This is a genomic window from Christiangramia gaetbulicola (assembly GCF_003054225.1).
Classification (GTDB): domain Bacteria; phylum Bacteroidota; class Bacteroidia; order Flavobacteriales; family Flavobacteriaceae; genus Christiangramia; species Christiangramia gaetbulicola.
Map to the genome: position 1 here is coordinate 1,293,453 of NZ_QBKQ01000001.1, position 24,832 is coordinate 1,318,284.

General features: G+C 39.5%; 30 protein-coding genes. 23 read left to right on the top strand and 7 right to left on the bottom strand.

Going from position 1 to position 24,832, the window contains the following annotated elements; genetic code table 11:
* Positions 1-5: 5 nt before the first annotated feature.
* Complete coding sequence (locus tag C8P64_RS05865; RefSeq protein ID WP_108171085.1) at positions 6-926, top strand: DnaJ C-terminal domain-containing protein; 921 nt, start codon at positions 6-8, stop codon at positions 924-926.
* The gene (locus C8P64_RS05870) at positions 923-1,213 is read left to right on the top strand and encodes a chaperone modulator CbpM (RefSeq protein ID WP_108171086.1); all 291 of its coding nucleotides are present in this window, start codon (positions 923-925) and stop codon (positions 1,211-1,213) included. Before C8P64_RS05865 ends, C8P64_RS05870 begins: the two co-directional genes overlap by 4 nt.
* Before the next feature lie 7 nt (positions 1,214-1,220).
* On the opposite strand, the gene C8P64_RS05875 is transcribed toward C8P64_RS05870, so the two are convergent.
* Complete coding sequence (locus C8P64_RS05875; protein WP_108171087.1) at positions 1,221-1,739, bottom strand: GNAT family N-acetyltransferase; 519 nt, start codon at positions 1,737-1,739, stop codon at positions 1,221-1,223.
* Between the two features lie 120 nt (positions 1,740-1,859).
* Here C8P64_RS05875 and C8P64_RS05880 point away from each other — a divergent pair, with 120 nt between their 5' ends.
* The gene (locus C8P64_RS05880; RefSeq protein WP_108171088.1) at positions 1,860-3,152 is read left to right on the top strand and encodes an aminopeptidase P family protein; all 1,293 of its coding nucleotides are present in this window, start codon (positions 1,860-1,862) and stop codon (positions 3,150-3,152) included.
* 91 nt (positions 3,153-3,243) lie between these two features.
* Complete coding sequence (locus C8P64_RS05885; protein WP_108171089.1) at positions 3,244-4,023, top strand: alpha/beta hydrolase; 780 nt, start codon at positions 3,244-3,246, stop codon at positions 4,021-4,023.
* 320 nt (positions 4,024-4,343) lie between these two features.
* On the opposite strand, the gene thiL is transcribed toward C8P64_RS05885, so the two are convergent.
* A complete protein-coding gene (thiL, locus tag C8P64_RS05895; protein WP_108171091.1) occupies positions 4,344-5,399 on the bottom strand; it encodes a thiamine-phosphate kinase in 1,056 nt (351 codons plus the stop codon).
* Positions 5,400-5,623: 224 nt separating this feature from the next.
* Here thiL and C8P64_RS05900 point away from each other — a divergent pair, with 224 nt between their 5' ends.
* The 17 genes from C8P64_RS05900 to C8P64_RS05980 all read left to right on the top strand — a co-directional run bounded on the left by C8P64_RS05900 (position 5,624) and on the right by C8P64_RS05980 (position 18,932).
* Positions 5,624-5,953, top strand: coding sequence for a HesB/IscA family protein (locus tag C8P64_RS05900; protein WP_108171092.1), 330 nt, complete (start codon positions 5,624-5,626; stop codon positions 5,951-5,953).
* 30 nt (positions 5,954-5,983) lie between these two features.
* Positions 5,984-6,373, top strand: a complete 390-nt coding sequence (locus C8P64_RS05905) for a four helix bundle protein (protein WP_108171093.1) — start codon at positions 5,984-5,986, stop codon at positions 6,371-6,373.
* 38 nt (positions 6,374-6,411) lie between these two features.
* A complete protein-coding gene (sufB, locus tag C8P64_RS05910; RefSeq protein WP_108171094.1) occupies positions 6,412-7,857 on the top strand; it encodes a Fe-S cluster assembly protein SufB in 1,446 nt (481 codons plus the stop codon).
* Between the two features lie 25 nt (positions 7,858-7,882).
* The gene (locus tag C8P64_RS05915; protein ID WP_146167183.1) at positions 7,883-8,278 is read left to right on the top strand and encodes a hypothetical protein; all 396 of its coding nucleotides are present in this window, start codon (positions 7,883-7,885) and stop codon (positions 8,276-8,278) included.
* Positions 8,279-8,316: 38 nt separating this feature from the next.
* Positions 8,317-9,069: a Fe-S cluster assembly ATPase SufC gene (gene sufC, locus C8P64_RS05920; protein WP_108171096.1), complete on the top strand. Its 753-nt coding sequence runs from the start codon at positions 8,317-8,319 to the stop codon at positions 9,067-9,069.
* Positions 9,070-9,148: 79 nt separating this feature from the next.
* Positions 9,149-10,465, top strand: a complete 1,317-nt coding sequence (gene sufD, locus C8P64_RS05925; RefSeq protein WP_108171097.1) for a Fe-S cluster assembly protein SufD — start codon at positions 9,149-9,151, stop codon at positions 10,463-10,465.
* A 24-nt stretch (positions 10,466-10,489) separates the two neighbouring features.
* Positions 10,490-11,728 (top strand): aminotransferase class V-fold PLP-dependent enzyme, encoded by a 1,239-nt coding sequence (locus tag C8P64_RS05930; protein WP_108171098.1) that lies wholly within the window; start codon positions 10,490-10,492, stop codon positions 11,726-11,728.
* Positions 11,729-11,769: 41 nt separating this feature from the next.
* On the top strand, positions 11,770-11,961 hold the full coding sequence (locus C8P64_RS16715; RefSeq protein ID WP_108171099.1) for a PLDc N-terminal domain-containing protein: 192 nt from the start codon (positions 11,770-11,772) through the stop codon (positions 11,959-11,961).
* 418 nt (positions 11,962-12,379) lie between these two features.
* Complete coding sequence (locus C8P64_RS05940) at positions 12,380-13,354, top strand: zinc metalloprotease (RefSeq protein ID WP_108171100.1); 975 nt, start codon at positions 12,380-12,382, stop codon at positions 13,352-13,354.
* 82 nt (positions 13,355-13,436) lie between these two features.
* Positions 13,437-13,868 (top strand): hypothetical protein, encoded by a 432-nt coding sequence (locus C8P64_RS05945; RefSeq protein ID WP_108171101.1) that lies wholly within the window; start codon positions 13,437-13,439, stop codon positions 13,866-13,868.
* Between the two features lie 37 nt (positions 13,869-13,905).
* Positions 13,906-14,328: a SufE family protein gene (locus C8P64_RS05950; protein ID WP_108171102.1), complete on the top strand. Its 423-nt coding sequence runs from the start codon at positions 13,906-13,908 to the stop codon at positions 14,326-14,328.
* Between the two features lies 1 nt (position 14,329).
* Positions 14,330-14,653 (top strand): iron-sulfur cluster assembly protein, encoded by a 324-nt coding sequence (locus tag C8P64_RS05955; protein WP_026914726.1) that lies wholly within the window; start codon positions 14,330-14,332, stop codon positions 14,651-14,653.
* A gap of 9 nt (positions 14,654-14,662) precedes the next feature.
* On the top strand, positions 14,663-15,175 hold the full coding sequence (locus tag C8P64_RS05960) for a DUF2480 family protein (protein WP_108171103.1): 513 nt from the start codon (positions 14,663-14,665) through the stop codon (positions 15,173-15,175).
* Between the two features lie 2 nt (positions 15,176-15,177).
* Positions 15,178-16,074 carry a DUF3078 domain-containing protein gene (locus C8P64_RS05965; protein WP_108171104.1) on the top strand — a complete coding sequence of 299 codons (897 nt, stop codon included), beginning with the start codon at positions 15,178-15,180 and terminating at the stop codon, positions 16,072-16,074.
* A 115-nt stretch (positions 16,075-16,189) separates the two neighbouring features.
* Positions 16,190-17,413: a GTPase HflX gene (gene hflX / locus C8P64_RS05970; RefSeq protein ID WP_108171105.1), complete on the top strand. Its 1,224-nt coding sequence runs from the start codon at positions 16,190-16,192 to the stop codon at positions 17,411-17,413.
* A gap of 70 nt (positions 17,414-17,483) precedes the next feature.
* Positions 17,484-18,206 (top strand): hypothetical protein, encoded by a 723-nt coding sequence (locus tag C8P64_RS05975; protein WP_108171106.1) that lies wholly within the window; start codon positions 17,484-17,486, stop codon positions 18,204-18,206.
* A 150-nt stretch (positions 18,207-18,356) separates the two neighbouring features.
* Positions 18,357-18,932 (top strand): hypothetical protein, encoded by a 576-nt coding sequence (locus C8P64_RS05980; protein WP_108171107.1) that lies wholly within the window; start codon positions 18,357-18,359, stop codon positions 18,930-18,932.
* Here the strand turns inward: C8P64_RS05980 and C8P64_RS05985 are convergent.
* Both C8P64_RS05985 and C8P64_RS05990 read right to left on the bottom strand, forming a co-directional pair.
* Positions 18,929-19,732 (bottom strand): Rossmann-fold NAD(P)-binding domain-containing protein, encoded by an 804-nt coding sequence (locus tag C8P64_RS05985; RefSeq protein ID WP_108171108.1) that lies wholly within the window; start codon positions 19,730-19,732, stop codon positions 18,929-18,931. The genes C8P64_RS05980 and C8P64_RS05985 overlap by 4 nt on opposite strands.
* Position 19,733: 1 nt before the next feature.
* Positions 19,734-22,055 carry a M20/M25/M40 family metallo-hydrolase gene (locus C8P64_RS05990; RefSeq protein ID WP_108171109.1) on the bottom strand — a complete coding sequence of 774 codons (2,322 nt, stop codon included), beginning with the start codon at positions 22,053-22,055 and terminating at the stop codon, positions 19,734-19,736.
* Positions 22,056-22,178: 123 nt separating this feature from the next.
* Between C8P64_RS05990 and C8P64_RS05995 the strand changes: the two genes are divergently transcribed.
* Entirely contained in the window at positions 22,179-22,646 is a 468-nt protein-coding gene (locus tag C8P64_RS05995; protein ID WP_108171110.1) for a CBS domain-containing protein, read from the top strand.
* Here the strand turns inward: C8P64_RS05995 and C8P64_RS06000 are convergent.
* The gene (locus C8P64_RS06000; RefSeq protein ID WP_170106628.1) at positions 22,643-23,059 is read right to left on the bottom strand and encodes a helix-turn-helix domain-containing protein; all 417 of its coding nucleotides are present in this window, start codon (positions 23,057-23,059) and stop codon (positions 22,643-22,645) included. The genes C8P64_RS05995 and C8P64_RS06000 overlap by 4 nt on opposite strands.
* A 212-nt stretch (positions 23,060-23,271) precedes the next feature.
* Between C8P64_RS06000 and C8P64_RS06005 the strand changes: the two genes are divergently transcribed.
* Complete coding sequence (locus C8P64_RS06005; protein WP_108171112.1) at positions 23,272-23,970, top strand: CPBP family intramembrane glutamic endopeptidase; 699 nt, start codon at positions 23,272-23,274, stop codon at positions 23,968-23,970.
* Position 23,971: 1 nt separating this feature from the next.
* Here C8P64_RS06005 and C8P64_RS06010 read toward each other — a convergent pair whose 3' ends face one another.
* Both C8P64_RS06010 and C8P64_RS06015 read right to left on the bottom strand, forming a co-directional pair.
* Positions 23,972-24,400, bottom strand: a complete 429-nt coding sequence (locus C8P64_RS06010) for a DUF4174 domain-containing protein (RefSeq protein WP_108171113.1) — start codon at positions 24,398-24,400, stop codon at positions 23,972-23,974.
* A gap of 47 nt (positions 24,401-24,447) precedes the next feature.
* Positions 24,448-24,795: a hypothetical protein gene (locus C8P64_RS06015; protein ID WP_108171114.1), complete on the bottom strand. Its 348-nt coding sequence runs from the start codon at positions 24,793-24,795 to the stop codon at positions 24,448-24,450.
* Between the last annotated feature and the right edge of the window lie 37 nt (positions 24,796-24,832).

Genomic DNA, 24,832 nt, shown 5'->3' on the forward strand with positions numbered 1-24,832 from the left:
ATTTTATGGAATTCATAGACTATTACAAGCTTTTAGAATTAGATAAGTCGGCCAGCAAGGCCGATATCAAAAAGGCCTACCGAAGGCTGGCCCGTAAATACCATCCAGACCTTAATCCTAACGATAAAGAAGCCCAGGCGAGGTTTCAGCAGATCAACGAAGCGCATGAGGTTTTAAGCGATCCCGAAAAACGTAAGAAATATGACGAATACGGGAAAGACTGGCAGCATGCCGATCAGTTCGAAGAGGCTAAACGACAGCGGGCTTCTTCCGGTGGCTTCGGAGGAGGATTCGGTGGTGGCGGACAATCTTATTCCTATTCCGGTAATTTTGATGACGATACTTTTTCAGATTTTTTCGAACAAATGTTTGGTGGAAGAGCAAGAGCAGAAGGAGCTCATCGTGGCAGGCATTTTAAAGGACAGGATTTTAATGCCGAGCTTCAGCTTAGGTTAAGCGAAGTTTACGAAAGCAGGAAACATACACTTACCGTTAACGGCAAGAATATAAGGCTTACCATACCTGCCGGCGTTGAAAATGGGCAGACCATCAAAATTAAAGGTCACGGCGGTCCCGGTACACAGGGCGGTCCAAAAGGGGACCTTTATATTACCTTCAATATCTTAAATGATACTTCTTTCCGAAGGGAAAAGGAAAACCTGTATTCTACAGAGGAGATCAGCTTGAGTACGGCTGCTCTTGGTGGAGAGATCAGGGTGAAGACCTTTAATGGCGAGGTAAAATTAAATGTGAAGCCGGGTACCCAGAATGGCAGTAAGGTAAAATTAAAAGGGAAGGGATTTCCAAAGTATAAAAAAGAAGGGCAGTTTGGAGATCTGTATATAACCTATAAGGTAAAGGTGCCCGAACATTTAACTGAAAAGCAAAAAGAACTATTTCAGGAACTTAAAAAAACAGGAATATGAAAAATGAAGACCTGATTCCTGCAGATGAGATCTGTGTGCGGTATAAAGTGGAGCGGCAATTTGTAAGTTCCCTCTATGAAAGTGGGATCATAGAAATGGTCACCATACAGGAGACCGAATATATTCACTGCGATCATCTGGCCGATTTTGAGAAGATGATGCGACTGCACAAAGAGCTAGATATAAATCTGGAAGGCCTGGAGGCTATCAATCACCTTTTGAGAAAAATAAACCGGTTACAGGAAGATAATCTCCGCCTGAAGAACAGGTTAGGGCTCTACGAATAGAATAGATCTAAAGTTTTGCCGTATAAAGCATAAGTTCATTAGGATCGTTAGGTATATGAATGATCTCTTTAAATTCAAAACCCAGTTTTTCCAGCAATTTTCTCGAGCCGCTATTTTCCTGGACCGTGATCGCATTAAGATCTTTCATTCCAAATTCTTCTTTCGCCGCCCTTTTTAATTCTGCTGCAGCCTCAAAAGCATAGCCTTTTCCTTCGAATTCAGGTAGAAAACTATAACCAATATCGATACCCTCAATACCTTCCCGGTCATAAAGACCCACGCATCCAATTTTAGTGTTATCAGTCTTTCGAATAACTGTATAATTTGAATAGCCCAATCTTTCCAGTTGAGTGATCATTCTGTCGTTGATATATTTCTCGGCGTCCTGGGTATTATTAAGGTTTTTATTTCCTACGAACTGTATATATTTAGGAGAGGTTAATAGTTTCAGAATAAATTCGGCGTCCCCGGTTGAGGTAGGCTGGATGATTAATCTCTCGGTTTCAAATTTCTTATAGCTTTTCATGGAAATTTCTAATAATAAGGTCTAAAGTAGGAAAACCCCGTCTTATCTAAAATTTTAAATCGCTTTTCTAGCTATTGCGTTTAAATCCTTTAATTTTGAAAAAATTGAAAAGATTTATTTATGAAATACGATAGAATAGACTCTAAGCTCTTTATAAAAAACCGAAAAAACTTCATGGAGAAGATGAAGCCAAAAAGTCTGGCGGTTTTTAATTCGAATGATATTTACCCTATTGGTGCAGATAGTACCATGCCTTTTCAGCAGAACCGTGATATCTTTTATTTAAGCGGGGTAGACCAGGATGAAAGTATTCTTGTTTTGTTTCCAGATGCTCCGGAAGAAAAGCACCGTGAGATCCTTTTTCTAACTGAAACCAACGAGCATATCGCTGTTTGGGAAGGCGCAAAACTTACCAAGGAAGATGCTTTTGATGTAAGCGGAATCAAGACTGTTTACTGGATGAAAGATTTTGAAAAGATCTTCTTCGAGGTGATGACGCAATGTGAAACGGTTTATTTTAATACCAACGAACATTATAGGGCTAACCATAAGACTGAAACGAGAGATGATCGTTTTATAAAGTGGTGTAAGGAGAAATATCCAGCACACCAGGTGGCTAAAGCAAATCCTATTTTACAAAGACTGCGTTCAGTAAAAGATCCTATCGAACTGGATTTGATGCAAAAGGCATGTGATATTACCGAAAAAGCTTTCAGAAGAACTCTTAAATTCGTGAAGCCCGGAGTTTGGGAATATGAGATCGAAGCGGAGTATTACCATGAGATGATAAGGAACCGTTCAAAAGGTTTCGCTTATACGCCGATTATTGCCAGTGGTAATAATGCAAATGTGTTACATTATATAGAGAACAGGCATCAGTGTAAGGATGGAGATCTTATTCTTCTTGATACGGGGGCAGAATATGCTAATTATTCCAGTGACCTTAGTAGGACCATTCCAGTTTCTGGAAGATATTCAGACAGGCAGAAGCAGGTTTATAATGCGGTGAATAAGGTAAAGAAGGAAGCTACGAAAATGCTGGTTCCGGGAACTATGTGGAAAGAATACCACGTGGAAGTTGGGAAAATGATGACTTCAGAATTGCTTGATCTTGGATTACTAGATAAGGCTGATGTTCAGAATGAAGATCCGGACTGGCCTGCTTATAAAAAGTACTTCATGCACGGTACCTCTCACCATATTGGGCTGGATACTCATGATTATGGAATTTTAACCGAGCCAATGCAGGCAAACCAGGTATTTACCGTGGAGCCGGGAATTTACCTGCCAGATGAAGGATTCGGAATCAGGCTTGAAGACGATGTGGTGATCCAGGAAAAAGGCGAGCCATTTAATCTTATGAGAAATATTCCTATTGAAATCGAGGAGATCGAAGATATTATGAATTCTTAGTTTCTAGATCCTTAAAGGAAATTTAAACTTAAATACTTGCCGCGAATTCCTGAATTTTTATTCTTGGATTCGCGGTTTTTTAATTTAGAACATGGCTGAAATAACATATAAAGGGGCAAACATATATTTTGAAGTTGTCGGCGACGGGGAAAAAATTCCATTGGTGCTGTTACACGGTTTTCTAGAGGATTCCAGGATTTGGGGGCCAATTGTTAAAGAACTCCAAACGGAACGGCAGGTTATTTGCATTGATTTACCCGGTCATGGAAGGTCTCAGGGAATTGCAGAAATACATACGATGAAGCTTATGGCAGAGGTGGTTCGGGAAGTGTTGATTTCGCTTGGAAAAGAGAAGATTAGCATCGCCGGTCACAGTATGGGTGGATATGTGAGTTTGGAATTGCTTAGAAATTTTCCTATGATAATAAGGAGCGTAATGTTGATAAATTCAACACCTCTTGAGGATACTGTAGAAAAGCAGGAAATTCGTGAAAGATCTGTTAAACTGGTGGGTCGAAATAAGAAGGCTTATATAAGTATGGCGATCTCGAATCTTTATCCTGAAAGAAGCAAGCAAAAGTTTGCTGCTGAAATTGAAGATTTGAAGAGCCGTGCCTATGAAATGAAGTCGAAAAATATACAGGCAGCTCTAAAAGGTATGAAAATTCGTACAAATTATTTAGAAAAGCTTAAAGCCTTTACCGGGCAGAAGATCATCGCGGCCTCAAAAGAGGATCCTATATTGGATTTCAATGAATTACAAAGGCTTTCCGAAGGATGCGACTGTGAATTCCTTTCCCTGGAAAATGGTCATAATTCCTACATGGAAGACCTCGATAATTTAACAAAAAAGATGCATTTTATCGATTAATTAACGCTTTTTGTCGAATCATTAACTATTTTTTATACTTTAGGAATCTAGAAACCAGAATTTTAACCTTATATGAAAAAAGAACATCCTACATTGTTTTCATTCGCGAAGGTTTATTGCAGCATTTTTGGACACCAGTTGAGAGTGTCAAAAAACATTACCAATCACGTACATGAATACCAATGTAAAAAGTGCGGAATGGAAATGACAGATACTGCAGACGGCCTTTTGGCAAGACTTACCCCAAAGTTCAAGGAAACAAATGCTTACTTGGCTAAAATCCATCAAAGACGCAAACGCGTATTCTTAGCCAAGGCTTCTTAGTCTTCTTTTTCTTCCATAGAATTCCAGCCTCTCGCGATCAATGGCAATTTTTGATTCGCACGGGTAACCAAATGCATACCTTCATTTTCTTCGGTCATATGGCCGATAACGGTTAAATGCGGGTTCCCCTTAATTTTATCATAATCGTCCTGTGAGATCGTGAATAGTAATTCATAATCTTCGCCACCGCTCAATGCGATCATGGTGCTGTCTATTTCAAATTCTTCGCATACCGATATCACTGCAGGATCTAACGGGATCTTTTCTTCAAATAGATTTGCTCCAACTTTCGAATTCTTGCATAAATGAATGATCTCAGAAGAAAGTCCGTCGCTGATGTCGATCATGGAAGTAGGTTTTACGTCCAGATCTTTTAAAAGTGGCGCGATATCTTTTCTCGCTTCCGGTTTTAACTGTCTTTCTATAAGATAGGTATATTGATCCAGGTCTGGTTGGGCATTTGGATTGGCTTTAAAAACCTCTTTTTCGCGTTCCAATACCTGAAGTCCCATATAAGCCGCGCCCAGGTCTCCGGTTAGAACCAGGAGGTCGTTAGGTTTAGCTCCGTCCCTGTAAACAACTTCATCTTTTTCAGCTACCCCAAGAGCGGTGACGCTTAGCATTAAACCAGAGGTAGAAGAGGTGGTGTCTCCACCAATAACATCTACATTGTATAATTTAGCCGCAAGTTGAATACCGGCGTACAATTCTTCGAGCGCTTCTACCGGGAAACGGTTAGAGACCGCAATCGAGATCGTAACCTGGGTAGCCGTACCATTCATGGCGTAGATGTCTGAAAGGTTTACCATAACCGCCTTGTATCCCAAATGTTTAAGTGGCATATAGGCCAGGTCAAAATGAACTCCTTCGATGAGAAGATCTGTGCTTACCAGGGTTTGCTTATTTTCAAAATTAAGCACCGCGGCATCATCGCCAATAGCTTTTATGGTCGATTCCAATTTTGGACTAAAATTCTTGGTTAGATGATCTATAAGTCCAAATTCTCCTAATTCTGAAAGGTTTGTCCTGCTTTCCTGACTATTCTCAAACATGCGATTGAATTTTAAAGTGCAAAAGTACGATTATAAAATTCAATCAGGAAGAATGAAGCAAAAGCTTTATCGAGTAACGGCGGGTGTAAAACAGGCTAAAAAACAAATGCTTTTTTTGATTGTCATGCTCTATATGTCAATTCTTAAAACATATGCTTAGTCTATGGTAAAACACATGCTTTGTAGTATATTTGTGCCCAATTTAGAATTAATCTTTATAGCTTATGATTAAAGTTAGCGAAGAGGCTAAAAAGAAAATTTCCGCACTAATGTCTGAAGGAGGATTTAATCCTGAGGCCGACTATGTTCGGGTAGGCGTTAAAAGTGGCGGTTGTTCTGGCTTATCTTACGAATTGAATTTCGATAAGAGTCAGGCGGAAGGCGATAAGGTCTTCGAAGACAACGAAGTAAAGATCGTTGTTGATAAACGCAGCGTTTTATATCTGGCGGGAACCATCCTGGAATATTCAGGTGGTTTGAACGGCAAGGGCTTTGTTTTTAACAACCCTAATGCACAGAGAACCTGCGGATGTGGTGAAAGTTTCTCTTTGTAAAGTTCAAAGTTTAAAGTTCAAAATTCAAGAATGGCGAAAATAGAAAGTTTTGAAGATCTTGAAGTTTGGACAAAGGCTAGAGGATTATGTAAGAGAATATTTGACATAAGAAACGAATCGAATTTAAAAACCGATTATCGATTATATGATCAAATAAATGCCGCTTCAGGATCCATTATGGATAATATAGCAGAAGGATTCGAAAGAAACGGCAATAAGGAATTTATTCAATTCCTATCTATAGCTAAAGCATCTTGTGGAGAAGTAAGATCGCAGCTATATAGAATTAGAGACCGAAATTATATTTCTTCGGAAGTATTCGAAGAACTATTAGAAGAAGTTCGATCTCTAAGCAGACAAATTGGAGGTTTTATAACATACCTTCAGAAAAGTGATTATAAAGGAACAAAGTTTAAATAATTTTGAACTTTTAATCTTGAATTTAGAATTAATAGAACATGGCATATACTGAAGACGATTTAAAGAAAGAGCTCGAAACCAAAGAGTATGAGTATGGATTTTATACAGATATAGAATCTGATACTTTTCCTGTGGGCTTGAACGAGGATATCGTGCGGGCTATTTCTAAAAAGAAAGAGGAGCCGGAATGGATGACCGAATGGCGCCTGGAAGCTTACCGCGCCTGGGAAAATATGATAGAACCGGAATGGGCAAATGTAAATTACCCAAAACCGGACTTTCAAAATATTTCATATTATTCCGCACCAAATAAAAAACCTAAGTACGATAGTTTAGATGAGGTAGATCCAGAATTGCTGGACACCTTTAAAAAACTTGGTATTTCACTGGATGAGCAGAAAAAGCTTGCCGGTGTTGCGGTAGATGTGGTAATGGACTCAGTTTCGGTTACTACGACTTTCAAAAAGACTTTGGCAGAGAAAGGAATTATTTTCTGTTCAATTTCTGAAGCGATCAAAGAGCATCCGGAATTGGTGAAAAAATATTTAGGTACTGTAGTTCCTAAGAAAGATAACTTTTACGCGGCTTTAAATTCAGCTGTATTTAGTGACGGATCTTTCTGTTATATCCCGAAAGGAGTTAGATGTCCTATGGAACTTTCTACTTATTTCAGGATCAACCAGGCCGGTACCGGGCAGTTCGAAAGAACGCTGGTTGTGGCAGATGAAGATAGTTATGTAAGTTACCTGGAAGGTTGTACTGCTCCATCCCGTGATGAGAATCAACTTCATGCGGCGGTGGTAGAGCTTGTGGCCTTAGATGGTTCTGAAGTAAAATATAGTACGGTACAAAACTGGTTCCCTGGAAACAAAGAAGGCAAAGGAGGAGTTTTCAATTTTGTGACTAAAAGAGGGCTTTGCGAGAAAAACGCGAAGATCTCCTGGACACAGGTTGAGACCGGATCTGCAGTAACCTGGAAATATCCTAGTTGCATCCTTAAAGGGGATAATTCGGTAGGAGAATTCTATTCTATCGCGGTTACCAATAATTTTCAGCAGGCAGATACAGGTACCAAAATGATCCACCTTGGTAAGAACACCAAGAGTACGATCATTTCCAAAGGTATTTCTGCCGGTAAATCACAAAACTCTTATCGTGGTCTGGTTCAGATCAACGGTCGTGCAGAAAATGCAAGGAACTTCTCGCAATGTGATTCCCTGTTGATGGGGAATAAATGTGGAGCCCATACTTTCCCTTATATCGAGGTGAAGAATAAATCTGCGCAGGTGGAGCACGAGGCGACTACCAGTAAGATTGGGGAAGATCAGATATTCTATTGTAATCAGCGTGGAATTGATACTGAAAAAGCGATTGCCTTGATCGTTAATGGTTTCAGTAAGGAAGTGCTGAATAAACTACCAATGGAATTTGCAGTAGAGGCACAAAAATTACTAGAGATTTCACTTGAAGGTTCAGTTGGATAATCAAATCATCGGTGAGATCTGTGCTATGAAGAAGTTATTTGGATTATTGATAATTAGTATAATGCTTTTCTCCTGTCAGGATGAAGAACGAAAGGAGCTTATGGATGCTCCCGAAGTTGAAAAAGTTCCAGACAGCATTCAGGTTCTTGAAGGAGAATTCATTTACGCGGCAGATGCTGCGGTTTTAAGGGGCGACAGCTTTGTTTATGGAGTAACCCTGGACTCGATGTCTAATGTGCTTTCAGAAAAAATAGCTCCTCTTAAAAATGATGATTTCGATATGATCCCGGTAACGGTAAAAGCCAAAATATTACCGAACCCTAAACAAGAAGGTTGGGCTGAGGTAATAGAGATCAGGGAGATATTAGAGATCCCGGAAGGTGGAAAAGTGACAGATACTATTAAAGAAAAAAAGAAATAATAAAACTATCTGCTTCGGCAGGTTCAGAATTGATAGACATGCTTAAAATAAAGAATTTACACGCCAGCATAGAAGATAAAGAGATACTAAAAGGAATTAACCTGGAGATCAATCCGGGAGAAGTTCATGCCATCATGGGGCCTAACGGTTCTGGTAAAAGTACCTTATCGTCTGTAATTGCAGGAAGGGAAGAATATGAAATGACTGAAGGTGAATTGATCTTTGAAGGTTCAGATCTTAGTGAAATGGACCCGGAAGAAAGAGCACATAAAGGCATCTTTCTTTCTTTTCAATACCCGGTGGAAATTCCTGGAGTTTCAGTAACCAATTTTATTAAAACGGCGATCAATGCTCAGCGTAAAGCTCATGGGAAAGAAGATATGCCAGCTAATGAAATGCTGAAACTTATCCGTGAGAAGTCTGAAATGCTCGAGATAGACCGTAAATTCTTATCCCGTTCCCTTAACCAGGGATTCTCTGGTGGTGAGAAGAAACGTAACGAGATCTTCCAGATGGCGATCCTGGACCCGAAATTATCTATACTAGATGAGACAGATTCAGGTCTGGATATCGATGCTTTAAAAGTTGTGGCTAACGGAGTGAATAAGCTTAGAAGAGAAGATAACGCAGTGTTGCTTATTACTCACTACCAGAGATTGCTGGATTATATCGTACCAGATGTAGTGCATGTAATGGTAGATGGTAAGATCGTGAAGTCTGGCGGAAAAGAGCTGGCACACGAACTTGAGGAAAGAGGCTACGATTGGGTAAAGCCGGAAAAAACAGTTTAAATAATTCAAGATTGAATTTTCGATAAGGCCTGGAAAATGGATTATTGACTTTTAAATTTTGAAATTGAAATTGAACAAAATGGAATTAAAAGATAAACTTATCTCCTCTTTTTTAGCTTTCGAAGAAGGTCTGGAGCCAGATAACGGCATGGATCTTATAAGAAATCAGGCGATCAAGGATTTTGAAGAACTTGGTTTCCCGAATAGAAAGGATGAGAACTGGAAATATACTTCGCTTAACTCGGTTCTTAAACATGATTACAGCGTATTTCCGAAGAAAGAAGAAGCAATAGAATACCGTGATATCAAGAAATATCTTATCCACGACATAGATACTTATGACCTGGTATTTATCGACGGTATCTTTTCTTCACATCTTTCGCAAACAACACACGATAAGATCGATGTTTGCTTGATGTCTTCGGCATTAACTAAAGATAAATACAGACCGGTTATTGAGAACTACTTTAATAAAGTGGCTCCAAAATCTGGGTTGAACTCTTTGAACACCGCTTTTTCAAGAGAGGGTGCTTTTATACATATTCACAAGAACAAGCTTGCCGATAAGCCGATACAGATCATCAATTTCGCAACCGGGAATGAGTCTTCATTACTTTTGCAACCAAGAAATCTGGTAGTTGTTGAGGAGAATTCACATGTACAGATCATCGAAAGACATCAAAGTCTTACAGATCATCCTGTGTTAACGAATTCGGTAACCGAAATTTTTGCAGATCGCAGAGCGATCGTGGATTACTATAAGATTCAGAACGATAATCTTTCAGCTTCGCTTATCGATAATACATTTATCGAGCAAAAGGATGAAAGTAATGTTTCTGTACATACTTTTTCTTTCGGTGGAAAGCTAACGCGTAATAACCTTAATTTTTATCAGAGAGGTGAGCGTATAGATTCTACCATGAAAGGTGTTACCATCATTGAAGGGAAACAGCATGTAGATCACAATACCCTGGTTCATCATATTGAACCTAATTGTGAGAGCCACCAGGATTATAAAGGAATCTATGGCGATAGTTCTACGGGTGTTTTCAACGGAAAGGTTCTTGTGGAGAAAGAAGCCCAGAAGACCAACGCATACCAGTCTAACAACAATATCCTCGCAGACGATAAAGCGACCATCAACTCTAAGCCACAGCTGGAGATCTTTGCAGATGACGTAGCTTGTAGTCATGGTTGTACTATTGGACAGTTAGACGAAGATGCATTGTTCTATTTGCAGTCCAGAGGTATTCCAAGAAAGGAAGCCCGTGGATTAATGATGTATGCATTTGCTAATAACGTACTGGAAAGTGTGAAGATCCCTGAAGTGAAGAAAAGGATCAATAAACTGATCGCTTCGAAACTAGAGGTTGAACTGGGGTTTCATAACCTATAATATAAATTCAAAAAAACATAAAGGATGAGTCATCAAACTCAGGCTAAGACTTTTGAGGTTGAAAAAATTCGAGAAGATTTTCCAATCCTGAAACGTGAGGTTAATGGCTATCCTTTGGTTTATTTTGACAATGCGGCCACAGCCCAGACCCCTAAACAGGTTATGGATGTGATCGTGGATTACTACTCAAATTACAACGCCAATATTCACAGAGGCGTACACTCCCTGTCTCAGGAAGCTACAGATAAATACGAGCAGGCGAGAATAAAAATTCAAAAGCATTTTAATGCTGAAAAAGCTCACGAGATCATTTTTACCTCGGGTACTACCCATGGAATCAATCTTGTGGCGAACGGTTTTTCATCGATGCTGAAAGAAGGCGATGAGATCCTGGTTTCGGCTATGGAGCATCACTCCAATATTGTTCCATGGCAAATGTTATGCGAAAGAACCGGGGCCGTGCTGAAGGTGATTCCTATGGATCTTAACGGTGAACTTATCTATGCCGAATTTGAAAAGCTTCTAAATTCCAGAACCAAGCTGGTTTTTCTTAATCACGTATCCAATGCTCTTGGGACAGTAAACCCGATCAAGAATATTATTGACAAGGCTCATGAGTATGGGGCAGCTGTATTGATAGATGGAGCCCAGGCGGCACCGCATATTAAGGCAGACGTGCAGGAGCTGGACGTAGACTTCTATGTGGTCTCAGCGCACAAGATGTGTGGACCCACGGGAGTTGGGGTGCTTTACGGAAAAGAAGAATGGCTTGAAAAATTACCGCCTTACCAGGGTGGTGGAGAAATGATCGCGACGGTTTCTTTTGAAAAGACTACTTATGCAGGATTGCCTCATAAATTTGAAGCCGGAACTCCAAATATTTGCGGAGGTATTGCTTTTGGTGCAGCCATCGATTATATGAATGAGATCGGTTTTGATGCGATCGCTAAATACGAGCATGAATTGCTTGAGTATGCTACTGCAAAGCTAAAGGAGATCGACGGCATGCAGATCTACGGGGAAGCTCCGGAAAAGACCTCGGTAATTTCATTTAATATTGAGGGCTTACATCCTTATGATATAGGTACTTTGGTAGATAAAATGGGAATTGCAGTTAGAACTGGTCATCACTGCGCGCAACCGATCATGGATTTCTTTAAGATCCCGGGTACGGTGAGAGCATCCTTTTCATTTTACAACACCTTTCACGAGATAGACCTTTTTATCGACGCGGTGAAAAAGGCAAAAATGATGCTGCAATAAATTCTTAGGGATTTTCCTATATGGCCTTAAATTAAAATTTTATGGCTCCTGAAGTGTCTATCTACCTTTGGCAAACTCATGTGATTACTGCGTTAATTCTGGGATTTTATATATTATTAAAAGTCAAATGCAAATTGGAGCTTAAAACTGCCTGGATGCTTATGGTACTTTTTGTACCATTAATTGGTTCTTTAGCATACCTGAGCTTTGGTAGAAAATATCTAAAAACCTAGACCGGATAAACTCCTTTTCTTAAGTTTATTACTACTAATTTCTATTCTTTTCCTATACTTCAAAATCGCATTACTCATATTTTGAGTATTCAGACTTCTTGCCCGCAATTTGACTAAGCGGGTTGATATTTGCCAATTAATTTCCATTAATTTAAAAATTTAACACAACCGTTGAGCCGACGAATAGCCTATATTCATCGGTGAAATGCATATTTGCGTTAATAATTCATTGTTTTTGCGTTAAGGATAACTTAAATATTTATCTATATTCGGCTCGTATTTTTCAGGAAAAACCCTGAAATAGTGTCAAAATTTCTAAACAAAAACCAAACAATTAGAAAGTCGGTAATTCTATTTTGACCAATACATTTTTAATTACTGACGGAAAAACAATTTATTAACCAAATACTTATTCTTAATGAAAAGAATTTATTTACTGGCTTCGGCCCTGACCCTAATTTTTGCTTCCTGTGAGAAGTCTTCAGAACAATCTGCAGATGAAACACTAGCTGTAGAGCAAGAAACCCTTAGCATCGCTGCAGATCAGTGTGGAACTATGGGTGTTCTGGAAGAAAAAATGGCTGAAAATCCTGAACTCGCTGAAAAAATGGCTGCTGTAGAAAGGCATACCAAAATGGCGGTTGAAAGAGGTCTTACCAAGCGTTTGGCTTCCGATGGGAAAATCGAAATTCCTGTTGTTTTTCATGTACTGTATAACAGTGCTAGTGAAAACATCCCGCTTTCTCAGTTACAGGATCAGATCACTGCTTTAAATGAAGATTTCAGCATGAGCAACCCGGGAAGAAATTCTATCCCTGCAGAATTTGCTGCTGTTGAATCTAACATTGGGATTAGATTTGTACTGGAAGACGTTATTAGAGTTAAAACTAAAAAACGTCAGTGGAGACCAGATGATGCTATGAAGTTTTCTTCAAGTGATGGATCTGATGTTGTTAATCCACAGGAATTCCTGAACATCTGGGTTGTAAGTAATATGCCATACCGTGGAGGTAATATCCTTGGTTACGCTCAGTTCCCTGGAGGTAGCTGGTCTACAGATGGAGTGGTAATGGATCACAGATTCACAGGAACTACGCAATATTCTACTGGTAGAACTGCTACTCACGAGGTTGGTCACTGGTTGAACCTACGTCACATTTGGGGTGATGGTGGATGTGGAGCTACAGATTATGTGGCCGATACTCCAGACTCTGATGGTCCTTCCAGAGGATGTCCTTCTTATCCAACAGTTAACTGTGGTACTGCAGATATGACCATGAACTTCATGGACTATTCAGATGACCCTTGTCTTAACATGTTTACTGAAGGTCAGAAATCAAGAATGCTTAGTGTATTCGCTAACGGAGGTTTCCGTGCGACTATGGCTGACTAATCTTTCAGTTAATAAAGTTCTAAAGAGGCACCCCTGTGGTGCCTTTTTTTGTAATATGCTATCAACCTAAAAATGAAGACCAATGAAAATCAGCTTTTTTGCTTTTGTAATATTCCTTTTCGCAGCTAATGACTGCTCAAACCAGCAGGCACAAGCCATAAATTCTATTACCTATGAAACCTTTACCCGTGGTTCATCCACATTATATACGGTTAGCCCGGATAGTATCCATCTAAAAAGTACCGGGTTGAACGCTAATGAGAATTCGAAGAGCATAACAGGTGAAGACTGGAGAATGCTTATGGATAAGCTTACCGAGGTAAACGTCGCGAACATAAACCAGTTAAAGGCACCTTCAGATTCCAGGGCTTCAGATGCTGCCCCGCATGCGATCCTGAGCATTCGTAAGAATGACACCATTTATAAGACTAATTCTTTCGATCATGGGAATGCCCCTGCTTCAATAAAACCATTGGTAGAGGCTATCTTAAGATTAGCAGAAAATGTTGAATAGCAGTAGTTCTTATTGTACTTTTGCGTAAAATTAAAATATGACGATTCAGGAAAAACAACAGGAGGTAGTTGATGAGTTTGCAATGTTCGATGACTGGATGCAGCGTTATGAATATATGATAGAGCTGGGTAAGTCATTGCCTTTAATAGAAGATAAATATAAGATCGATGAGAATCTCATCAAAGGTTGCCAGAGTAAGGTTTGGGTTCATGCCGAACTGGAAGGCGATAAACTTGCTTTTACGGCAGATAGTGATGCTATCATTACCAAAGGTATCGTAGCGATCCTTATCAGGGTATTTTCAGATCAGCATCCTTCTCAGATCATAGAGGCCGATACTAAATTCATAGACGAAATAGGATTGAAGGAACATCTTTCTCCAACTCGCGCCAATGGATTGGTAAGTATGATCAAACAATTAAAAATGTATGCGGTAGCATATCAAACACAATTGAATTAAAATGGAACAGGAAATAAACACTCAGGAATTAGGGGAAAAGATCGTAACCGTTCTAAAAACGATCTATGATCCAGAAATACCTGTAGATATCTATGAGCTTGGGCTTATTTATGATGTGATGGTGAGTACAGATTATGATGTAAAGATTTTAATGACGCTTACTACTCCAAATTGCCCGGTTGCCGAAACACTTCCTTTAGAAGTTGAAGAAAAGGTGAAGTCTCTGGATATGGTAAAAGACGCTGAGGTAGAGATCACTTTTGATCCACCATGGAGCCAGGACCTTATGAGTGAAGGCGCCAAGCTGGAACTCGGACTTTTATAATATTAAATTATGGCGGAAGAGATTATAAATCGCGTCGCTCAAAGTAAATTAATAACCTTTAATCTTGAGGATTACTATCCAAAAGGTCAAAGGTTTATTTTTGACCTTAGTGAGTGGCTTCATGAAGGTTTTGTACTTAGAGAAAAGGATTTCAGGGAACACGCTAAAAACCATGACTGGTCACAGTATAAGGATCAGTTCATCGCATTAACATGTTCTACAGATGCCATTGTGCCTGCCTGGGCTTATATGCTGGTGTCTACTTATCTGGAACCCTATGCTAAAAAAGTAGTAATAGGAAACCTGGAAGACCTCGAAAGTCACCTGTACCAGGAAGTGATAGAAAGACTTGATGTTTCGGCATTAAAAGATCAACCGGTAATAATTAAGGGTTGTTCAAATAAGCCTGTTCCAAAAAATGCGTATATTTTCCTGATTAAAAAGCTCCAGCCCGTTGTGAAAAGCCTAATGTATGGTGAAGCCTGTTCTTCGGTTCCATTGTATAAACAACCAAAAAAATAAATATGAAGAAAATTTTACTTTGCGCTTTTTCCTTACTATGTATAGGAATGGCACAATCTCAGGAAGAAGAAAATGATACTATACCAAATGGCTGGACCAGAGAAGGAAATGTCCAGTTGCTTTTTAACCAGTCTGCTTTCAACAAGGAATGGACTGGTGGGGGTACTTCCAGTATCGCCGGTAACTTATCTGTAGACTATCAGTTCAATTACAAGATGGACGACTTTTCCTGGAACAACAGGATTTTCGGAAACTATGGTCTTACCAAGGTAAAGGATGATGAGTTCGTGAGAAAGACCAGTGACCGTTTGGAACTAACTTCCATTGCGGGAAAAAGGATACAGGAGTCTAACTTCTATTATTCCTGGTTCCTTAATTTCAGAACTCAGTTTGCTAAAGGTTATGAATTCAGTGAAGATGCTGAAACAGGTAAAACCGTGAGAACAGAGATCTCAGATTTCATGTCTCCTGCTTATCTTCAAACCGGTCCCGGGATCATGTGGAAAAAGACCGATGATCTTGTGATAAATTTCGCTCCGGCAACCGCAAGATTCATTTTTGTAAATAAAGATTTCACAACCAGACCGGGTTACGTTGATGGAGATTACTTTGGAGTAGATGAGGGAAAGACCATGAGATTTGAGCTTGGTGCTTCACTAAGTGGATATTCAAAATACGAGATCATGGAAAATGTTTCCATGGAGCATACACTTTCTCTGTATTCCAATTACCTGGATAAACCTGGAAATATTGATATAGATTATTTACTGAATGTAGAAATGGGAATAAACGATTACCTTTCTGCTAACCTGGTATTTCAGGCAATCTACGATGATAATGCGGTGGGAGCATTTCAGATAAGAGAAGTATTTGGTTTAGGAATTAACTTCGGGTTTTAGAAGACCCTAATAATAAAAACAAGGCTCGCTAGAATGCGGGCCTTTTTCAGTTAAAATTTTGTTGAAGTATTTTCAGTATTAAACTGATAGCTTTCTATTGATTACCTTTGTGCTTATGATTGAAAAGACCGATTTAGCTTATGAAAGAACTGTTCTAATTGGTATAGTTACCAAAGATCAGGATCAGGAAAAACTGGAGGAATACCTGGACGAACTGGAGTTCCTTACCTATACTGCAGGAGGGGAAGTAGTGAAGCGCTTTTCACAGCGTTTGGACAGGCCAGATCCAAAGACTTTTATTGGTTCTGGGAAGATGAACGATGTCAAGGAATTCGTAGATGAGAATGATATTGGAGGGGTGATCTTTGATGATGAACTTTCTCCTGCTCAGCAAAAGAATATCGAGAAGATCCTGAAGTGTAAGATCCTGGACAGGACTGGGCTTATTCTGGATATTTTCGCCCAGAGAGCTAAAACAAGTTATGCCAGGACACAGGTAGAACTGGCGCAATATGAATATTTACTTCCAAGACTTGCCGGGATGTGGACTCACCTTGAAAGACAGCGAGGTGGTATTGGAATGCGTGGTCCCGGGGAAACAGAGATCGAGACCGACCGTAGAATTGTTCGAGATAAGATCTCCCTGCTTAAAAATAAATTAAAGACCATCGATAAGCAGATGGAAGTTCAGCGTGGTAATCGCGGGCAACTGGTTCGTGTGGCCCTGGTTGGATATACCAATGTTGGTAAATCTACCCTGATGAACGTGATTAGCAAAAGTGAGGTCTTTGCTGAAAATAAACTTTTCGCCACCCTGGATACAACCGTTAGGAAGGTGGTTATACGCAATTTACCGTTCCTGCTGAGCGATACGGTAGGATTTATTAGAAAGTTGCCTACTCAGCTTGTAGAGTCCTTTAAATCGACTCTTGATGAGGTAAGGGAAGCAGATTTGCTTTTACATGTGGTTGATATTTCCCATCCCAATTTCGAAGAGCATATAGATTCGGTAAACCAGATTCTAACCGAGATAGAGACCCTGGGAAAACCTACGATCATGGTCTTTAATAAGATCGATGCTTACGAACCCGAAAAGATCGAAGAGGATGATCTTATGACCGAAAAAACTTCGGCACACTATACTTTGAAGGAGTGGAAAAAGACATGGATGAACCGTATGGGAGATAATGTGTTATTTATCTCTGCTCTTAACAAAGAGAATATGGAAGATTTCCGTAAAAAGGTATACGAAGCCGTAAGAGAGATACATATTACCAGGTTCCCTTATAACAATTTCCTTTATCCCGAATACGATAAGTACGGGGAGCAGAAAGAATAGCTTAGCAAAGCTTTAACTGAATTCGTTGGCTTTCTTTTCTAAATTTATAAGAATCAAAAACTTATAGATCATGAAAGGATTCGTCGTACTTGCTATTATATTATTTTCTACCGGTTTATTTTCTCAGAACCTGGAAGGCTCCTGGAAACTAATTGAAGAAAATGGCCGTGGTATTTCAGATAAAGAGGTCGTTAGGATCTACCAGGATAATTACTTTGCTGAAGGAGCAAAAGAAACCGAAACCAACGAATTTCTCTGGGCTTTGGGAGGGGAATATACTTCAGAAGATTATAAGGTTACCCTAGATTTTAATACCCATGCTCCAGAGTTGGTGGGTACCACCCAGGATCCAAAACTTACTTTTATTGGAGATGATAAGATTGAAATCGATAATGTAAAAGAAGTTCAGATCTGGGAACGGATTTCTGTAAATGAAAATGCTCTCAGCGGCAACTGGGTTATTACCGGAAGAAAACGAAACGGGGAAATGAACACCATGAAACCCGGCGACCGGCGAACTATCAAGATCCTTGGCGGGAATAGATTCCAGTGGGTCGCTTTTAATTCTGCCACCAGGGAATTCTACGGTACCGGAGGCGGAACCTATTCAGCTGAAGATGGAAAATATATAGAGAATATCGAGTTCTTTTCCCGGGACAGTAATAGAGTAGGAGCCAGCCTCGATTTTGAATTTGAGGTGAGAGATGGAGAGTGGCATCATTCAGGAAAAAGCTCCAAAGGCGACCCCATATATGAGATCTGGTCTCCTTATGCCGAAGCCTATTCAGAATAAATTGTAAGAAATTTAAACAGTTCTTTTCATTTCAACTGTTTTTGTCACTGTTTCATCTAAAAAACACTTAAACTATTGAAAAACAGATGTTTATGTTTTAACTTTTAGTTGCGTTAGACCCTACGAGCGTTTAATCTAAACCTGGGGGACATGCGTTTTTTCTACAAAGTATTTCTAGTTTTCATTTTCCTTCTTTCCTGTGATTCAGAAGATGATAAGATATCTCCTGATCCGTTAGGATCTGAACCAGAACTTATCAATTTAGAAAATTATGAAGAGTATATTCTGCTCGAGCTCGAGGATCATCACGTGATCTTTAGCGATATAATGAAGAATTATAAAAATGAGAATCTTGGGGCAGAGCTGGTTTCCAAAGTAGATTATGATGGGAATCGTTATAATTCCCTGAAATTATGGGGTGTTCTGGAAGATCAGAATTCCAGGGAAGTAAGAAGGTTGGGAATCACCATTCAATATTTTTATGGAGAAGGTATATATGAAACCGGTAAGCAGTATAATAGCAATTGTGATTATTTTGACCTGGGTACTTCCTGGTATTCACATTACGCGGAACAGGGAAAAGGATATCTGGAAATCACCTCTTTTGAAGCTGGTTCTGTGGAAGGCAATATCGATCTAATGGTCCATAATTCCAACGATAGGAAACAGGACAGGAAAATTACCGGGAAATTCAAATTAAAACTGGAAGATCGAAACTCTAACTAAATAGATTCTGAAAATTCAAATTTCAATTCCTTCATCAATTTTTCTGAGGAGATCTTTTTGCCTTTTGATGGCTTTGAATGATCAAATTCAGGTCCCTGGAGATTTCTTTCTTTAGCTATCCTGGTATAATATGCTTCTTTCGAAGGATGTTCCGGGTTGACTACATTCCAGACTGAATTGTCTTTTTCCAGCTCTATTAATTTGCAAACTGCTTTAATACAGTCTTCCTGGTGCACCAGGTTCACAGGAGCTTCAGGATTACTAATCCCGGTTTTTCCAGACAGAAACTTTACGGGATGTCTTTCCGGACCAATAAGTCCGCCAAATCTCAAAATAGAAGCATTGAAGCTTTCATTATTCAACAGCAGTAATTCAGCATTTCTAAGCTGGATTGAAATATCATTGGAATTATCTGTTTGCGCGCTCTCGTCATAAACAGGGAAGTCTTCTGTATCCTCATAAACCGAGGTCGAACTGGTAAAGATAACCTTCTGTAAATATGATTTTTCTATATAAGGGATCAGCTTTTTTATCTTTTTGACAAAGTTTCCTTCGGGATTTTTTCTCAATCCCGGCGGAATATCGATGATCAGGATATTCGCTCCGGAAAGAAATGATCTCATATCTCCCTGTATACCTTTTTCGAAAAGCTTTATAGAATAAGGAACGATTCCCGCTGCACGTACTTCCTGCATTCTTTCATGCCTGGTGACCGATCCCCGCACCTCATGATTCTGTTCCCAAAGTCTTTTCCCAAGCTCGAGACCGAGCCATCCACATCCTAATATCGCTATTTTCATTCTAGTCTTTTATTCTGATAGTTTTCTTTAAAATAGTAGCATCATTCAACACAAAAGGCTTTGGTATCATCGCTTCAGGCCGTTCTTGGACCTCCAAATCCTTATTGCCAATAAGATCATATGCCGACTCATAAAGTACAAATTCTGGCGTATCTTCTTTACCAATACTGAATTCAATTCTCAAAGTATCCATATTAGAGGCATAATAAGTGAGTAAATGCTCTTTCCAGCGTCTTTTGAACATATGGAAGGCATTTTCTCCTAAATACACTTCTTCGGCTTCGAGACCGTTTACTTTGAATTCTTCAAAATCTACATCTTTAATTTCAAATAGCTCGATCCTGTTTATAGATCTGTTTGGGGCTATTTTCAACGAATAACTTTGATGCCCAAGGCTATCCCGGCCGGTATCTTCAATAATGACCGAAGGTTCAGGAATTTCAATAAATGGGGCTTCTGCCTTGAAGGTAAAGTTAGTCCCGTATTTACTGCTGAAAATCGATTCTGTATGAGAGCTTTTCTGTGCATCCTCCCCAAAAAACGTTGAAGTCCAGTCATCGATCATTTTGTCATAGGAATACCAGGTTGAGGTATTTTGATCCAGATCCTGCAAGTACACCAGGCTGTTAGGTTTAGGTCTTTCTACGCTGAATTCTGAATAATAATGTGCCACGAATATAAGAACATTAAATACCAGGAAGCAAAGTACCGCAAAGGATTTCAGCCTTCTGAAGTATCCAAAAAGCGGAAGAAAAAGAAAGAACAATAAACTGGTTAAGATCGCGGTGGCAAATAACATTTTCAGTCCTAAAGCTACCGGCAGGCTCCAGATAAATGGAAGCAGGATAAAGATTGCCGGGCAGGAAAGCAGCACCATTAAGATCCTGTTCGGTTTTTCCTGGCGCACCATGATGAACAGCTGTAAAAGTCCGAAATAAACCGGGATAATAAAATAGGAAGCTCCTGTCAGGTAAACAGATAAAAGAGCGCATATCGCGAGCCAGATGGCCAGTGGAGCTACAAAGACCGAGGCAGTTCTAAGACTTCTGCGTAATAAGTGATAGACCATGAAACATACAGCAAGGCTTAGAAAAATAGCGAGGGCGATATACCAGTAACCATTATAGGTGAAGCCTTGTTCCATTTCAGAATATTCCGGGTAGATAAAAAGGCAGAACTTCCAGAATGCCCATACCAGCAAGCCGGAAACTATAAGGCTTAATATCACCGGGATAAATCCTTTAAGAATGCCTAACAGATCCAGTCTTTCCCTTTTTATTCCATATATGACCAGAACCAAAAAGAGTATGATCGCCAGGATGAGCATAGGCTGGATCCAGTCGAAAGGATATTTTACAAATTCTCCGAAAGGCAGGGAGAAATAGATGAGATCGCGATCGCTGGAGAGATTCGTTATATCTTCATTGCCGAAATAATTTAAAAGTGGCATCAGGTAAGTTCCCTGGTGCGCGAGGGTTTCTTTATCCAGGTTTGCAGGTACGTCGTTTGCAGTATGGTAATCAAAATGATCGTCTATGAACGCGAAATTATACCCGTTGATATCTGCTTGTTCTCTTAAAACAGTCAGGTCTGTGTCATTTGGGAGCATCTTGTAGATGCTGTAGGCAAGAGAATTAGAAACCGGGTATGCTGTTTCTGCCTTTTCAAAGGCTTCGATAAGGCGTGCATTCTTAGCATTGGTTTCCAGAAGCATGAAAGGATTTCCACCACTACCACGCGCTTCAAAATTAAGGGCAAGGGCAACATCTTCTGCCCAGGGATGATCTTCAATAAAAAGACCGGCACCGTTCAGTCCTAATTCTTCAGCATCGGTAAATAAAAGGATAATATCATTCTTATGAGAAGTGTCTTTTTCAAGAAATGCCCTGATGCCTTCTAATATTGTGGCCACTCCGCTCCCGGCATCACTTGCTCCAAAAGAAGAATGCGTGGCAGAATCATAATGGGTCATTAGAACCAAAGCATCACCCTTACCTGTACCTTCTATCCTGGAAAGTATATTTTGTGGTCTTGCCAGAATCCCTTTCTTATTCAGATAATAACCTTCCTGGGTTTGAACTTCCAGTCCCATATTCTGAAGCTGGTCTACTATATAATTCCTGACCTTATTGTGAGCAGGACTTCCAAGATAATGTGGCTGTTGGGCGATCGCTTCTACATGTTTAAAAGCTCTTGAAGTGGAAAATTGTGTGAGCGATATATGGTCATCAGGATCAAAACCTGGCTGATCAAAATTGAAATTTACCCATACCGCCAGGATAATAAGCAGAAAGGCGATGAGGCCGGTAAGTCGGTTATTCATGGATTCGGATTCAAAGGTCTTAAAGTTAAATAAGTTTTTGATTTTTAGGCAATGAAAATTCAGAAGTAGCTGCTAAACTAAAATTCGTTATATTTAAGTAATTAAGAATCAAAAGTTTATACTATGGGAATCAAAAGTTTTATGGGGAAGCGGGCAGCGCCCGAAAAACCAGCAGAATTACCAATTTCGGTCAAGGATTATATGGCTACTAACCTGGTTACCTTCCGGGAAAATGAAAATATAATGGACGTGATGGAAAAGCTTATCAAGCATGGGATTTCCGGAGGTTGTATAGTAAATGAAAAGAACGAGCTTTTAGGGATGATCTCTGAAGGTGATTGTATGAAGCAGATCTCAGACAGCCGTTATTATAACATGCCAATGAGCGACCTTACCGTGGGCAAGCGCATGAACAAAAATGTGGTTACCATAGATGGTAATATGAACGTGCTGGAGGCGGCCAATAAATTCACTGAGCTTAAATTCAGGAGGTTTCCTATCGTGGAAGATGGAAAACTAGTAGGACAGATCAGTCAGCGGGATGTGCTTCACGCGGCCATTAAGTTAAGGGCTCAAACCTGGGGCCATTAATTTTTTGAAGATTTCCAGATGAAAACCTGGATAAGGACTAGAGCCAACACAATAAAGAACCAATAAACCTGAAGTTCAAAATCGGTTTCAGGAAAGGAATTAGACTGGGATAAAAAGGCCATCGCACCCAGAATTATCAAGAATAAACTTCCAATAGAAACTATCAATTTTATAGCGATGTTCGAAGAACTTTCAATTTGAGACTCTTTAGTCGATATTTCAAACGTAGTGTCCAAAGCTTCCGATAATTTATTGAGCGAATAGGCTCTTGGCTTTACTTCAGCCTTTTCTATGCGTTGAATGGACCTTAAGCTAAGTCCGGTTTTTTCGCTTAGAGATGCCTGGGTGAAACCCTTTTCTTTTCTGGATCTTTTTAAATGTTCGGCTATTTCTATTTTTGGGTCCGATTTCAATTTTCTAGAATAAATTTCGGTTTTTATTTACGACATTCTTACGTCATTTCTTCGACAGAAGGCTGCTAGGGTAAATTTATAAATTATCAGGAATAGCCTGGACCGGAATGCTAATTCTTTTTATTCCTGCTTACGCCATTTATCGAATCCGTTAGTTTAAGCAACACTTTCAAACCTGATAAAAGCCTAATTTTGATCAAAAAGATTCATTGATGATCGGAATTATAATTTGCATTCTTGCTACCTGGCTACTCATTAAGATCACAAACACGAAACCCTCGGTTCTTGGATTTAAACCTAATATTAAAAGACTTAGGCAATTTGGATTAGGTTTTGGTTTCTCATGTATTGCGGCCCTTATTTATTATTGGTTAACGGTATGGATGTTAGATGCCCGCCTGGAAGTGAATGCCAATTATAGCATAATAGATTTCCTTGAGGCCTCTTTTTGGACCTTTAGATCGGTTCTTTTCGAGGAATTGATCTGGAGAGGAATTTTACTGTATTTACTTATTAAATATGTTGGGGTTCGAAATGGGATTATACTTTCGGCCATCACTTTTGGTATTTTTCATTGGTTCAGTTACGAGATTCTCGGTAATCTTTCGCAAATGCTGGCAGTTTTCCTACTTACAGGAATCGCAGGTATCATGTTTGGTTATGCATATGCTTTAACGGGATCCCTATACCTTCCGGTTAGCCTGCATTTTGGTTGGAACTTTGTTTCGATCGTGATCTTCTCACAAGGCCCTATTGGGAATCAATTATTAACGGTTTCTACTTCGAACCAAATTGAAGGTATAAGTTCACTCGTATTTTTTCTTGTGCAATTATTCATATTACCAATAATCATGTTGGTATACTTTTATTTTTTGAGAAAGAAGCAGGGGAAATATCCTGTATTAGAATGAGTTAATTTTTATTCCTGCGCATTTCAGCCTGTCGCATAGGCATGGAATCTATGAGACCGAATAGCTTTTTAGTCGTTAGTATTTGGTTCTGCCTTAATTTGACTCCGCCATCGAGCCCGATGAGGATCACTTCGAAGCTCTCTTCAGAGCCTTTTCTGTTTTGATAAAGGTTTGAGTCCTGCCATCTGGTTTCTTTGGGAAGAATAGTTCTCTGTTTTTGAGGCAGGGAGTGGATAATTAAAAGTTTCCTGTCCTTTAAGCCAGTGATATCGCTTTCAAGTTCCTCAAATTGTTCCTGAAATTCTTTGGAATCTTCGGCTTCAGTAAAAATGACTATAAGCCTGTTTTCCCATTGATATTCAGAAAGAGATTGTGCAGACATAGATGGAATTGCTAAAAATAGAAGAATAAGAATTAGAACTTTTTTCATGCTCCTTAAGATAATAATCTGCGGGCACTCTATATCTCAAGAAAATGCTAATTCCTTTTTACCAGCGCATAAAAATCATTTTCCAGTTTCAGGTAACCCTGGTCATAAACAAAGAAATACTGGTTCCCCGTTTTGGTAACATAGATACTGGTGAAAACCTCGAAACTGAAACCTTTGGCCAGAAGCTTTGTTCTGGGCACCGAGGTCTTATCAGTTGGATTCAGCTCCTCGAGAATGCGATGATTCTTCCTTAGCTGATTATTCGTATTCCTGATGAGGTTACTACTGTCTTTATTGGCTTTATTGTGATAAGCATTCCGGCAATAATCACTGCAAAACTTCTTATCGGTTCGGCCAATGATCTTTTCGCCACATTCCGGGCAAGATTTTTCCATAGTGAAATATAGGGAAAAACCTATATACCCGGAAATG

What these genes read in the sequence shown, in the direction of transcription:
- C8P64_RS05865 (WP_108171085.1), top strand. Translation starts at nt 6, where the DNA reads ATGGAATTCATAGACTATTACAAGCTTTTAGAATTAGATAAGTCGGCC.
- C8P64_RS05870 (WP_108171086.1), top strand. Translation starts at nt 923, where the DNA reads ATGAAAAATGAAGACCTGATTCCTGCAGATGAGATCTGTGTGCGGTAT.
- C8P64_RS05875 (WP_108171087.1), bottom strand. Translation starts at nt 1,739, where the DNA reads ATGAAAAGCTATAAGAAATTTGAAACCGAGAGATTAATCATCCAGCCT.
- C8P64_RS05880 (WP_108171088.1), top strand. Translation starts at nt 1,860, where the DNA reads ATGAAATACGATAGAATAGACTCTAAGCTCTTTATAAAAAACCGAAAA.
- C8P64_RS05885 (WP_108171089.1), top strand. Translation starts at nt 3,244, where the DNA reads ATGGCTGAAATAACATATAAAGGGGCAAACATATATTTTGAAGTTGTC.
- thiL (WP_108171091.1), bottom strand. Translation starts at nt 5,399, where the DNA reads ATGTTTGAGAATAGTCAGGAAAGCAGGACAAACCTTTCAGAATTAGGA.
- C8P64_RS05900 (WP_108171092.1), top strand. Translation starts at nt 5,624, where the DNA reads ATGATTAAAGTTAGCGAAGAGGCTAAAAAGAAAATTTCCGCACTAATG.
- C8P64_RS05905 (WP_108171093.1), top strand. Translation starts at nt 5,984, where the DNA reads ATGGCGAAAATAGAAAGTTTTGAAGATCTTGAAGTTTGGACAAAGGCT.
- sufB (WP_108171094.1), top strand. Translation starts at nt 6,412, where the DNA reads ATGGCATATACTGAAGACGATTTAAAGAAAGAGCTCGAAACCAAAGAG.
- C8P64_RS05915 (WP_146167183.1), top strand. Translation starts at nt 7,883, where the DNA reads ATGAAGAAGTTATTTGGATTATTGATAATTAGTATAATGCTTTTCTCC.
- sufC (WP_108171096.1), top strand. Translation starts at nt 8,317, where the DNA reads ATGCTTAAAATAAAGAATTTACACGCCAGCATAGAAGATAAAGAGATA.
- sufD (WP_108171097.1), top strand. Translation starts at nt 9,149, where the DNA reads ATGGAATTAAAAGATAAACTTATCTCCTCTTTTTTAGCTTTCGAAGAA.
- C8P64_RS05930 (WP_108171098.1), top strand. Translation starts at nt 10,490, where the DNA reads ATGAGTCATCAAACTCAGGCTAAGACTTTTGAGGTTGAAAAAATTCGA.
- C8P64_RS16715 (WP_108171099.1), top strand. Translation starts at nt 11,770, where the DNA reads ATGGCTCCTGAAGTGTCTATCTACCTTTGGCAAACTCATGTGATTACT.
- C8P64_RS05940 (WP_108171100.1), top strand. Translation starts at nt 12,380, where the DNA reads ATGAAAAGAATTTATTTACTGGCTTCGGCCCTGACCCTAATTTTTGCT.
- C8P64_RS05945 (WP_108171101.1), top strand. Translation starts at nt 13,437, where the DNA reads ATGAAAATCAGCTTTTTTGCTTTTGTAATATTCCTTTTCGCAGCTAAT.
- C8P64_RS05950 (WP_108171102.1), top strand. Translation starts at nt 13,906, where the DNA reads ATGACGATTCAGGAAAAACAACAGGAGGTAGTTGATGAGTTTGCAATG.
- C8P64_RS05955 (WP_026914726.1), top strand. Translation starts at nt 14,330, where the DNA reads ATGGAACAGGAAATAAACACTCAGGAATTAGGGGAAAAGATCGTAACC.
- C8P64_RS05960 (WP_108171103.1), top strand. Translation starts at nt 14,663, where the DNA reads ATGGCGGAAGAGATTATAAATCGCGTCGCTCAAAGTAAATTAATAACC.
- C8P64_RS05965 (WP_108171104.1), top strand. Translation starts at nt 15,178, where the DNA reads ATGAAGAAAATTTTACTTTGCGCTTTTTCCTTACTATGTATAGGAATG.
- hflX (WP_108171105.1), top strand. Translation starts at nt 16,190, where the DNA reads ATGATTGAAAAGACCGATTTAGCTTATGAAAGAACTGTTCTAATTGGT.
- C8P64_RS05975 (WP_108171106.1), top strand. Translation starts at nt 17,484, where the DNA reads ATGAAAGGATTCGTCGTACTTGCTATTATATTATTTTCTACCGGTTTA.
- C8P64_RS05980 (WP_108171107.1), top strand. Translation starts at nt 18,357, where the DNA reads ATGCGTTTTTTCTACAAAGTATTTCTAGTTTTCATTTTCCTTCTTTCC.
- C8P64_RS05985 (WP_108171108.1), bottom strand. Translation starts at nt 19,732, where the DNA reads ATGAAAATAGCGATATTAGGATGTGGATGGCTCGGTCTCGAGCTTGGG.
- C8P64_RS05990 (WP_108171109.1), bottom strand. Translation starts at nt 22,055, where the DNA reads ATGAATAACCGACTTACCGGCCTCATCGCCTTTCTGCTTATTATCCTG.
- C8P64_RS05995 (WP_108171110.1), top strand. Translation starts at nt 22,179, where the DNA reads ATGGGAATCAAAAGTTTTATGGGGAAGCGGGCAGCGCCCGAAAAACCA.
- C8P64_RS06005 (WP_108171112.1), top strand. Translation starts at nt 23,272, where the DNA reads ATGATCGGAATTATAATTTGCATTCTTGCTACCTGGCTACTCATTAAG.
- C8P64_RS06010 (WP_108171113.1), bottom strand. Translation starts at nt 24,400, where the DNA reads ATGAAAAAAGTTCTAATTCTTATTCTTCTATTTTTAGCAATTCCATCT.
- C8P64_RS06015 (WP_108171114.1), bottom strand. Translation starts at nt 24,795, where the DNA reads ATGGAAAAATCTTGCCCGGAATGTGGCGAAAAGATCATTGGCCGAACC.